Annotated in this window: 9 protein-coding genes; 6 read left to right on the top strand and 3 right to left on the bottom strand. The window is 20.7% G+C overall.

The genetic code is table 11. The annotated features are described in order from the left end of the window. Positions 1 to 67: 67 nt before the first annotated feature. The 5 genes from serS (at position 68) to tpiA (ending at position 7,547) form a co-directional block, all read left to right on the top strand. On the top strand, positions 68 to 1,366 hold the full coding sequence (gene serS / locus RJU59_RS01185; protein ID WP_343128395.1) for a serine--tRNA ligase: 1,299 nt from the start codon (positions 68 to 70) through the stop codon (positions 1,364 to 1,366). A 121-nt stretch (positions 1,367 to 1,487) separates the two neighbouring features. Further along, entirely contained in the window at positions 1,488 to 2,576 is a 1,089-nt protein-coding gene (gene serC, locus RJU59_RS01180; protein WP_343155002.1) for a 3-phosphoserine/phosphohydroxythreonine transaminase, read from the top strand. Between the two features lie 69 nt (positions 2,577 to 2,645). Beyond that, positions 2,646 to 3,926 (top strand): 3-phosphoshikimate 1-carboxyvinyltransferase, encoded by a 1,281-nt coding sequence (gene aroA / locus RJU59_RS01175; protein ID WP_343155001.1) that lies wholly within the window; start codon positions 2,646 to 2,648, stop codon positions 3,924 to 3,926. Positions 3,927 to 4,757: 831 nt separating this feature from the next. Further along, the gene (gene rpsA / locus RJU59_RS01170) at positions 4,758 to 6,461 is read left to right on the top strand and encodes a 30S ribosomal protein S1 (RefSeq protein WP_343155000.1); all 1,704 of its coding nucleotides are present in this window, start codon (positions 4,758 to 4,760) and stop codon (positions 6,459 to 6,461) included. Positions 6,462 to 6,776: 315 nt separating this feature from the next. Continuing rightward, the gene (gene tpiA, locus RJU59_RS01165; protein ID WP_343154999.1) at positions 6,777 to 7,547 is read left to right on the top strand and encodes a triose-phosphate isomerase; all 771 of its coding nucleotides are present in this window, start codon (positions 6,777 to 6,779) and stop codon (positions 7,545 to 7,547) included. Between the two features lie 164 nt (positions 7,548 to 7,711). Here tpiA and pfkA read toward each other — a convergent pair whose 3' ends face one another. Continuing rightward, positions 7,712 to 8,674, bottom strand: a complete 963-nt coding sequence (gene pfkA, locus RJU59_RS01160) for a 6-phosphofructokinase (protein WP_343154998.1) — start codon at positions 8,672 to 8,674, stop codon at positions 7,712 to 7,714. Between the two features lie 37 nt (positions 8,675 to 8,711). Next, a complete protein-coding gene (gene gpmA, locus RJU59_RS01155) occupies positions 8,712 to 9,407 on the bottom strand; it encodes a 2,3-diphosphoglycerate-dependent phosphoglycerate mutase (protein WP_343128389.1) in 696 nt (231 codons plus the stop codon). A gap of 348 nt (positions 9,408 to 9,755) precedes the next feature. Between gpmA and RJU59_RS01150 the strand changes: the two genes are divergently transcribed. After that, on the top strand, positions 9,756 to 10,259 hold the full coding sequence (locus RJU59_RS01150) for a hypothetical protein (RefSeq protein WP_343154997.1): 504 nt from the start codon (positions 9,756 to 9,758) through the stop codon (positions 10,257 to 10,259). A 170-nt stretch (positions 10,260 to 10,429) separates the two neighbouring features. Here RJU59_RS01150 and sucB read toward each other — a convergent pair whose 3' ends face one another. Beyond that, complete coding sequence (sucB, locus tag RJU59_RS01145; protein WP_343154996.1) at positions 10,430 to 11,626, bottom strand: dihydrolipoyllysine-residue succinyltransferase; 1,197 nt, start codon at positions 11,624 to 11,626, stop codon at positions 10,430 to 10,432. Positions 11,627 to 11,635: the final 9 nt, after the last annotated feature.

Raw genomic sequence — 11,635 nt, 5'->3', positions numbered from 1 at the left:
TATCTATATTTCATTTATACTTTTATAATATACAATTTATTTTAATCACAAAATTGAAAAATTAATTATGTTAGATCCAAAATTATTACGAAAAAATTTACAAAATATTTCACAAAAACTCCATACAAGAGGTTTTGTATTAAATGTAAAAAAAATTTCTCAATTAGAAAAAAAAAGAAAATATCTACAAATTACAACAGAAAAAAAACAATTTGATAGAAATAATATAATTAAATTAATAACTGAAAAAATACATTTAAAACAAGATATAAAAAAATTAAAAAAACAAGTTAAAAAAATATCGTTAGAATTAATATTTTTAAAAAAAAAATTAAAAGATTTAAAAAAAATAATTTTAGATGAATATTGTAATATTCCTAATATTCCTGCAAAAGATGTACCAATAGGAAAATCTTATTTAGATAATAAAGAAATATATACTTGGGGAATAATTAAAAAATTTAATTTTTTAGTACAAGATCATGTTTCTTTAGGAAACAAAATGAATGGTTTAGATTGGGAATCTGGATCTAAAATTACAGGAAGTAGATTTGTTATTATGAAAGGAAAAATAGCTTTGCTGCATCGAGCTTTAGGACAATTCATGTTGGATATACACACTCAAAAACATAAATATTTAGAAGTAAACGTACCTTATATAATTAATGAACAATGTTTATATGGAACTGGACAATTACCTAGATTTAAAAATGATTTATTTCATATTTTTTGCAATGATCATAAAAACAAAAAAGAAAATTTTTTTCTAATACCAACAGGAGAAGTTCCTTTAACTAATTTAATTGGAAAAAAAATATTAAAAAAGAATCAATTACCAATTAAATTAACAACATTATCTACTTGTTTTAGATCAGAAAGTACATCACATGGTTTAGATACAAGAGGTCTAATTCGTATGCGTCAATTCGATAAAGTTGAACTTATCCAAATAGTACAACCACAATATTCTATGTTTGCATTAGAAGAAATTACTTCACATGCAGAAAAAATTCTACAAATGTTACAACTTCCTTATAGAAAAGTAATTTTATGTTCTGGGGATTTAAGTTTTTCTTCTCTCAAAACATATGACTTAGAAGTATGGTTTCCTTTTCAAAAAAAATATAGAGAAGTATCTTCTTGTTCTAATACAGGAGATTTTCAGTCTAGAAGAATAAAATCAAAATATATTAAAAAAAACAATACTAAAGAAAAAGAATTTGTACATACTTTAAATGGATCCGGTTTAGCGGTAGGAAGAGTATTAGCATCTATTTTAGAAAATAATCAAACAGAAGATGGAAAAGTTTTAATACCCAAAATACTACGTGAAAAATACATGTTCAATTTAAAATTTATAGATTGAAAATATTTTTTATATATAACGTTTATCGTTATTCACTTACATTTTTAAAAAAATAATAATTGATAGTAATAAATTTTTATTTTAAAAATGTTTATTAAATTTTTTAATTATTTATAATTTTATGAAAAAAATATATAACTTTAGTGCTGGTCCGGCTATGCTTCCTATACCGGTAATGAAGAAAGCTAAAAAATATTTTAGAAATTGGAAAAACACAGGTTCTTCAGTAATAGAAATTAGTCATAGAAGTGATTATTTCGTAAATTTTTTAGAAAAAATGAAAAAAAATCTGAGATTAATTTTAAATATACCAAAGGACTATAAAATTTTATTTTGTCAAGGAGGAGCAAGAGGTCAGTTTTCTGCTATTCCTATGAATCTATTAAAAAAAAATAAAACAGCTGATTATATATGTAGCGGTTATTGGTCTCAATGTGCAGCAGAAGAAGCAAAAAAATACTGTGTTCCTAACATTATTAATATAAGAAATGATTCTGATAAAAAAAAAAAAATTATTCCATTAAATGAATGGTTTTCTAATGAAAAAATATCTTATGTACATTATTGTCCTAATGAAACAATTGAAGGAATTGCAATTGAAGAAGAACCAGAAATAAATAATTATAATGATTTAATAGGAGACTTTTCTTCAACGATATTATCAAAAAAAATAGAAATACAAAAATATAGCGTCATTTACGCTAGTGCACAAAAAAATATTGGACCTGCAGGTATTACACTAATTATTATTAAAAAATCTTTATTGAAAAAAAAAAAAAATAATATACCTTCTATTTTAGATTATAATATTATTTCACATAACAAATCTATGTTTAATACTCCAACTACTTTTTCTTTATATATTGCAGGTTTAGTTTTTCAATGGATAATTAATATCGGCGGTATTAAAAATATAGAAAAAAAAAATTTAATAAAATCTAAATTATTATACAATATTATTGATAAAACAGGTTTTTATATTAACAACGTAGAAATTAACAATCGATCAAAATTAAATATACCATTTCAGATAATTAATCCAAAACTAACAGAAATATTTTTACAAGAATCATTTTCTCAAGGTCTTTTGTATTTAAAAGGACATAGTTTAATAGGAGGTTTACGAGCATCAATTTATAATGCTATGCCTATACAAGGAGTCAAAAAATTAGTTAAATTTATGAAATATTTTGAAAATAAATATGGATAAAAAAATTAATAAATTTCTTTTAAAAAAAAATAAATTCATATATCTAATTTCTGAAGGAAAAATTAAAAAATGGAAAAAAATTTATTATTAAACCCAGTAAATAATATTTATGGAAATATTTTATTACCAGGATCTAAAAGTATTTCTAATAGAGTTTTATTAATATCAGCTTTATCGACAGGTATTACTAAAATAGAAAATTTACTAGATAGTGATGATACTAAATATATGTTACATGCATTAAAAATTCTTGGTGTAAAATGTATTTTAACTTCTAATAATACTAAATGCAATATTATTGGATTAGCAAAACCTTTTCAAAAAAAAAATTATTTATCATTATTTTTAGGTAATGCTGGAACTGCTTTAAGGCCTTTACTATCTATTTTATCGTTATCATCTAATAATGTACTTTTGACTGGTGAAAAACGAATGAAAGAAAGACCAGTGGGAGATCTTGTAGAATCTTTAAGACAAGGAGGTGCTATTATTAAATATAATGAAAAAAAATATCACCCTCCTTTGTTAGTACAAGGTGGTTTTAAAGGTGGTATGATACAAATTGATGGAAGTAAATCCAGTCAGTTTTTAACTTCACTTTTAATTGCTACTCCGTTAGCAAAATTAAACAGTACAATTATAGTAAAAAATAAAATGGTTTCTAAACCTTATATTGATATTACATTAGATATTTTAAAAAAATTTGGAATTTCTGTAACTAATAATAAATATAAAGAATTCTATATTAATGGAAATCAAAATTATCAATCTCCTGGAAAATTTGTAATTGAAGGAGACGCTTCTTCAGCTTCATATTTTTTAGCTGCAGCAGCAATAAAAGGAGGTACGGTTACTGTATCTGGTATTGGATCTAATAGTATTCAAGGAGATATTTATTTTGCTGAAGTATTAAAACAAATGGGAGCAAAAATAAAAATTAAAAAAAATTCTATATCTTGTACAAGAAAAGAATTATATGGAATTGATCTCGATTTAAATCACATACCAGACGCAGCTATGACTGTAGCAATATTAGCTTTATTTGCAAAAGGAAAAACTACTATTAGAAATATAGAAAACTGGAAAATTAAAGAATCAAATAGAATTGAAGCAATGGCTAATGAATTAAGAAAAATAGGATCAGAAGTAATAGAAGGTAAAGATTTTATTAGTATAAATCCTCCTAAACATTTTTATTCTAGTACAATTAATACATATAATGATCACAGAATAGCAATGTGTTTTTCTTTAATTTGTTTATCTGGAAAAGCTGTAACTATTTTAAATCCTGATTGTGTTTCTAAAACATTTCCAGAATACTTTAAAAAATTTTCTTCTATATGTCATTAATATTTAATTTTTATTAAATAAATTATTATTTATTATAATAAAATAAAAAATTTCGTAGAGTATATTTTTATTACAAAAATATATATATATCAATGTTGAAAATATATTTCTATATATTATTTTTCATAAAAAATATAATTTGAAAAATTATTATGATAGTAAATATAAAAACTTTTTGTCGATATCCATTAAAAATAATTAATATAATGTGCAATTTTTAAAAAATATAGATCTTGAAATAAAATAAAAAAAATAGATTACAATATCATAAAATATTATTTTTTTTATCAAACAATGTTTATATTATATAAGCACATAAAATTCTTATTCCAGATCAATAATAAATATTATTGTCAAATAAATTATTTAATCAATACTTAATATTGATATGAATATTAAATATAAAAAATTTTATTTATTAATACACTATAAAAATTAAATATAAAAATTTATAAAAAATATATTTAGTATCAATAAAAAAATATATTTTTTCATAAAATTATAATGTAAAAATATTTAAAAAAATTCGAATTTTATTTTAAAAAAATATAAATTTTAATAAATTTAAAATTAATATAGATGAAATTATAATATATAAGATATAACAAAATAATATTTTTTATTTAAATATTAATAAAAATTTAATTATAATAAATTCTAAATATATATTTGCTTTATCAATAAAATATATTTGTAAATTAATTACAATAACAGTCATTAAAAATATTTATTTTATTTATAATTATGGAACAATTATAAAAATTTTTTAAATTTTATTTAACAAGAAGATAAATAAAATTTACAAACATAGAATTTATTAAGATTACTAATATGAATACATCTTTTTCTGAATTATTCGAAGAATCTCTGAAAAAAATTAACATTAGACCAGGTTCTATTATAAAAAGTAAAGTTATAAAAATAAATAAAGATTTTATATTAGTAGATTCAGGATTGAAATCAGAATCTAATATTCCTGCTGAACAATTTAAAAATTCAAAAGGAGAATTAGAAGTTAAATTAGGGGATATTATAGATGTTTCTTTAGATGCTGTAGAAGATGGTTTTGGAGAAACATTATTATCACGAGAAAAGGCAAAAAGACATGCAGCATGGTTAAAATTAGAACAAGCTTACGAAGAAAAAATTACAATTAGAGGTATTATTAATGGAAAAGTAAAAGGTGGATTTACTGTAGAATTAAATGAAATAAGAGCTTTTTTACCTGGATCTTTAGTAGATATACGACCTATTAGAGATACTTCTCATCTTGAAGGACAAGAATCAGATTTTAAAGTAATAAAATTAGATCAAAAAAGAAATAATGTTGTAGTATCACGAAGAGCAGTTATAGAATTTGAAAATATTGAAGAACGAAATCAATTATTAGAAAATTTACAAGAAGGATTAAATTTTAAAGGAATAGTCAAAAACTTAACTGATTATGGAGCATTTGTTGATTTAGGAGGAGTAGATGGATTACTTCATATTACAGATATGGCATGGAAAAGAGTTAAACATCCAAATGAAATTGTAAGTATTGGAGATGAAATTACTGTAAAAATATTAAAATTTGATAAAGATCGTACAAGAGTATCTTTAGGATTAAAACAATTAGGATCTGATCCATGGATGAATATTTCCGAAAGATATCCAGAAAAGAAAAAAATACAAGGTAAAATTACTAATCTTACTGATTATGGATGTTTTGTTGAAATAGAAGAAGGTGTAGAAGGTTTAGTACATGTATCTGAAATGGATTGGACAAATAAAAATATACACCCTTCTAAAGTTGTTAATGTTAATGATATTGTTGAAGTTATGGTATTAGATATAGATGAAGAAAGAAGAAGAATATCATTAGGTTTAAAACAATGTAAACAAAATCCATGGAAAAAATTTTCAAAAAATCATGCTAAAGGTACTCAAGTAGAAGGAAAAATTAAATCAATTACTGATTTTGGTATTTTTGTAGGTTTAAAAGGAGGAATAGACGGTTTAGTACATTTATCCGATATTTCTTGGTCTTCTACAGGAGAAGATAAAATAAAAAAATATAATAAAGGAGAAGACATTCTAACTGTTGTACTACAAGTAGATGCAGAAAGAGAAAGAATTTCTTTAGGAATAAAACAATTAAAAGAAGATCCTTTTAATAAATTTATTAGTAAAAATAAAAAAAATAAAATAATTAATGGAAAAATAACTGTATTAAAAAATAAAAATAAAAAACATATATATGTACAATTAGAAAAAAATGTTTTTGGAATATTAGTTTATTTAAATAAATTAGAAAATTCCATCAATCCTGAAATAATTAAAATAGGAAATGATCCAAAATATATAATAGGTGAAGAATTAAAAGTACAAATTCATACAATAGATAAAAAAAATAGAATAATATACGTAACTCAAATACATCAAGAAAAAAAAAAAGAAAATAATAAAAATAAACAAGAAAAAAAAAATAATATAAAAAATAATGTTAATAATGTAATGACTGAGGCATTTAAAGCTGCTAAATCTAATGAATAAATTTTTATAAAATTATTAAAAATATTTTCATACATATATTTTAAATATATATAATAATAGATATTAAAAAATATATCTGTATTATTGAAATTTAATATAATGAGTAACTTGAGAATTTGTAGTATGTAAAATAAATTTTTAATATATTTTGATTAAAATAAAAATATCTATTTTAAAAAAAATTTTGTATTTATATTAAAAATTAATTATTAATATTTTACATTAAAAAATAATTTATTTACACTAAACGAAGTTACTAAAAAGTATTGTAACTTCGTATTATAAAAAAACCACTTACAAATTATTATTATAAATATGAAAAAAAAAAATATTATCGCAAACTGGAAATTAAACGGAAATAAACATTCAATTATATCTTTCTTATCACAATTAAATAGGCATTTAACAGTAAAAGAATCTAATATATTAGATATTAGTATTGCTTTTCCTATAGTATATTTAGATATGGCACATCAAATAATATCAGATTTTGATTTTAAAATTTCTTTATGTGCACAAAATGTAAACTACAATACTGTAGGAGCTTTTACTGGTGAAATTTCTGTATATATGCTTAAAGATATTGGAGTTAAACATGTAATTATTGGTCATTCAGAAACTAGAAAAAATCATAAAGAAACAGAAAAAAATATTTTAAAAAAATTTATTGAAATAAAAAAATCAAATTTAATTCCTATACTATGTATAGGAGAAACATTAAAACAAAAAGAATCCGGAAAAACAGAATTAATAATAAAAAAACAATTATCTACAATATTAAATTCTCTTGGAAATGAATCTTTTGATAATACTATAATCGCATATGAACCAATTTGGTCTATTGGAACAGGAAAAAATGCATCTACATCTGAAATAAAAAAAATAAATAATTTTATTCGTAATCATATTACTTCATTTAATGAATCCAATATTATTGATTTTTTAATTTTTTATGGAGGTTCAGTAAACGAAAAAAATGTTGAATATTTATCGAAAAAAAAATATATAGATGGTTTGTTGATTGGATCTTCTTCTCTTAATAGCGATGAATTTATTAACATTATTAAAATTATTACAAATAATTAAAAAAATAATTTTTAATTTACACTCAATTTTATCATATAAAAATTATTTATTTAAAATAAATAAAATACAAAAACATAAAAAGAATATTAAATATTTTTTTATGTTTTTTTTTAAAAAAAATATTTATTTTTTTTAAATATAAATATACAAATATATATATATTTTTAATATAATTCTTTTGCAAGTTTTAACCAGTTATACTTAAAATTTTTTTTAGGTTTATTTAACACTGACTTAATATCATAATGTACTAATTTATCATTTTTAATACCTATACATTCTTTTGTATATCCTTTTGATAATAATCTAATTGCATATTCTCCCATTCTAGAAGCAAGTATCCTATCATATGCAACAGGTTTTCCTCCTCTTTGTAAATGACCAAGAACAGTTGCTCTTGTTTCTCTTCCTGTTTTTTTTTCAATATATTTTGCTAGATTAAATATATTACACATATTTTCTGTTATAACTATAATTGCATGCTTCTTTCCCTTTTGAATACTTAATTGTATTGCATTCAATAATTCTTCCTGATTATATTCTACTTCTGGTAAAATTAAAAATTCACAACCACCTGCAATAGCTGCTGATAAAGTTAAATCTCCACAATTTCTACCCATAACTTCTACAATAGAAATTCTTTGATGAGAAGATGATGTATCTCTTAATTTATCAATTGATTCTATTATTGTTTCTAATGCTGTAAAATACCCTATAGTATAATCTGTACCAGAAACATCATTATCAATAGTACTCGGAATTCCTATACAAGGAAAATTCATTTCAATTAAAGATAATGCTCCTGCATAAGAACCATCTCCACCAATTACAATTAAAGATTCTATTCCTCTATTTTTCATATTTAAAATTGATTTTTTTCTTATTTTTTTTTCTAAAAATCCTTGAAATCGAGATGAACCTAAAAAAGTACCCCCTTTATTAATTTTATCAGATACACTATATCCATCTAATTTTTTCATTCTATTTTCATATAATCCTAAATATCCATCATATATTCCAAATATCTCTATATTTTTTCTTATACCTGTTCTTACAATTCCTCTTATTGCTGCATTCATTCCGGGAGCATCCCCACCACTTGTCAAGACTCCTATTTTTTTTATCATTTTTTTTCCTAAAAAATAAAATTTATTTTTTATAAAATTATAAATTATAATATTTCACAGGTTGAAAAAAATTATTAAACTCATATATTATTGGTTTTCCTGTTTCAATATTTAAATCAATCACATCATTATCACTAATATTTCCTAAATATTTTACTAATGCTCGAATTGAATTTCCATGTGCAACAATTATTATTTTTTTATTTTTTTTAATTTGTGGAAGAATATTTTTTTTCCAATAATAAATAACTCGAATTAACGTTAATTCTAAACTTTCTGATCGTGGAATTAATGAAATAGGAATATTACAATATTGTACTTTATTACCCAACTCTAATCTTTTCTGATCTGAAATTAAAGGAGGTACACTACTATAACTTCTACGCCACCCTTGCACTATTTTGCTACCATATTTTATTTCTATCTCTTCTTTATTTAATCCTTCTAAAGAACCATAATGTCTTTCATTTAATCTCCATGTTTTTTCTACAGGAATCCAAGCACAATCTAAATTTTTAATTATAATCCATAGACTATGAATAGCTCTAGTAAGTAATGAAGTATATGCTATATCAAAATAATTAAAACCATTTCGTTTTAATATACGAGATGCCTGTAAAGCTTCTTTTTTTCCTTTTTCAGTAATATTAACATCAGTCCATCCAGTGAATTGGTTTAATTTATTCCATTCACTTTCTCCATGTCTAATCAAAATTAATTTATAATTTTTCATAAATAAAATTTTCCAATTAAAATTTTTATAAATTTAAAAAAAAAAAAATAGTTTATATATATATTATATAGTATATTTAAATATTGATTAAAATGATAAATATTAAAATTTTAAATTTTTAATATATATTAAAAATATAAAAATATTTTATTTTACTACTTTTAAAAATTTACTATATAAATGTAACAAAAAATTAAAAATAATTTAAAATAAAATAAGTCAAGATAATAACATATAAAAATGATTATTTCATGTAATTTATTTATAACACATTTTTATTTTATAATTTAAAAATAAAATTTTAATTTTATTATTTTTTTTAAAATATTTGGAGTTAATAAAAATAAAATGAATAAATTTAAAAAAATTGTACCAATAATATTTTTTATGAGTATATTATCATCATGTCATTTATATCCAAAAAAAACTGTTAATACTAAAATTTCTTTATTTACTAAACCATTTCCTAATCAATATTCTTCTCTACTAGAAAAAAATTATTTATACAGTCAAAAAAAAATAAAAAAAAATTTTTCTATTTATTTTCCATTAAATCAATATTATATTCCAATTAAATTTATACATGAATTACATGAGTCCGTATCTTTTTTAAAAAAAAATCCTAATTTTATTATTTTTATTACAGTTAATCATAATCATTATAAAAATGAATCAAATAATGCTTTATTAAATTTAAAAAGAATTTATTCTATAACTAATTATTTAGAAAACCATGGAATAAAAAATAAACAAATACATATTTCTTTATGTCAAAAAAATAAATATTTATATAAATTTTATAATTATAAAAATTCTGTGAAAAATAGAAGAGTAGATATTAAATTTTTATAAAAAATAATAATTATGTGTAATAATATTAAAAATATTTTTATATATCAAAAATATAAAATATTATTTTTTTTAAAAAAAATAAATAATGTGCTAAAAATATTTTTATATAGCACATTATTTATTTACAAAATATTTCGTATTTTATAAAAATTATATATAAAATATATATTTTAAATTTGAAAAATTATTCTTGAATAATCTTCTAATATATTTTTTAATTCAATTAAAAAACTAGCGGCTTCTTTTCCATCTATAATTCTATGATCATAAGAAAGAGCTAAATATACCATAGGTAATATTTTTATTTTTCCATTTACAGCAATAGGTCGATCTTTAATCACATGAATTCCTAATATAGCAGATTGAGGAGGATTAATAATAGGAGTAGATATTAAAGAACCAAATATTCCACCATTGCTAATAGTAAAATTTCCTCCTATTAAATTTTTAATATCTAATTTTCCATTTTCTCCTTGTTCTGCAAAATATTTTATTTTTTTTTCAATTTCATGTATTTTCATTGTATCAACATCTTTTAAAACAGGTGTAATTAAACCCCTGGATGTAGAAATAGCTATACTAATATCAAAATAATCATAATAAATAATATCGTTTCCATCAATAGCAGCATTAATTTGTGGAATTTTTTGTAAACATGCTACTACTGATTTTATATAAAAAGACATAAACCCTAATTTAATATTATATTTATTTTGAAATTTTTCATTATACTTTTTTCGTATATTTATAATATTACTCATATCTACTTCCTGAAAAGTAGTCAATGTAGCTGTATTTCTAACACTTTCCAATAATCTTTCAGAAATTTTTCTTCTAATTGGAGTCATAGATATACGATTAATATTTCTTTTTGATTTTTTTTCATTAATATTATTAATAATATTTTTGTTATTTTTATATTTCAAAATAATATTTCTTATATAATTTTCTATATCTATATGAGTAATTTTAGATTTTGAACATTTTTTTTTTACATCTTGAATATCAATATTATATAATTTTAATAATCTTCTTACATTAGGAGTTTCTGAAAAATTATTTTCCATATTATTATTTTGTATTTTATTTTCAAAAAAATTTTTATTTATAAGACTCCGTTGTATAGATTTAGAATTAGAAATAATTCCTAGTACATCTTTTGAAATAACTAAATCTCCTTCTTTTTTTATTATTTCTTGTAATATTCCATCTGAAGGACAAGGAACTTCTAAAACTATTTTATCTGTTTCTAAATCAAGTAAATTATCATTATATTTTACTTGATCTCCAATATTTTTGTGCCATTTAGATATTTTAGCATTAACAACAGATTCTGGTAATAAAGGTACTTGTATTTCTTTTTTCATAATACTCAT

The organism is Buchnera aphidicola (Kurisakia onigurumii) (genome assembly GCF_039394605.1).
In the GTDB taxonomy this organism is placed as follows: domain Bacteria; phylum Pseudomonadota; class Gammaproteobacteria; order Enterobacterales; family Enterobacteriaceae; genus Buchnera_I; species Buchnera_I aphidicola_B.
Note: the sequence above shows the minus strand (reverse complement) of the source record. Positions and strands in the feature narration are given on the sequence as shown.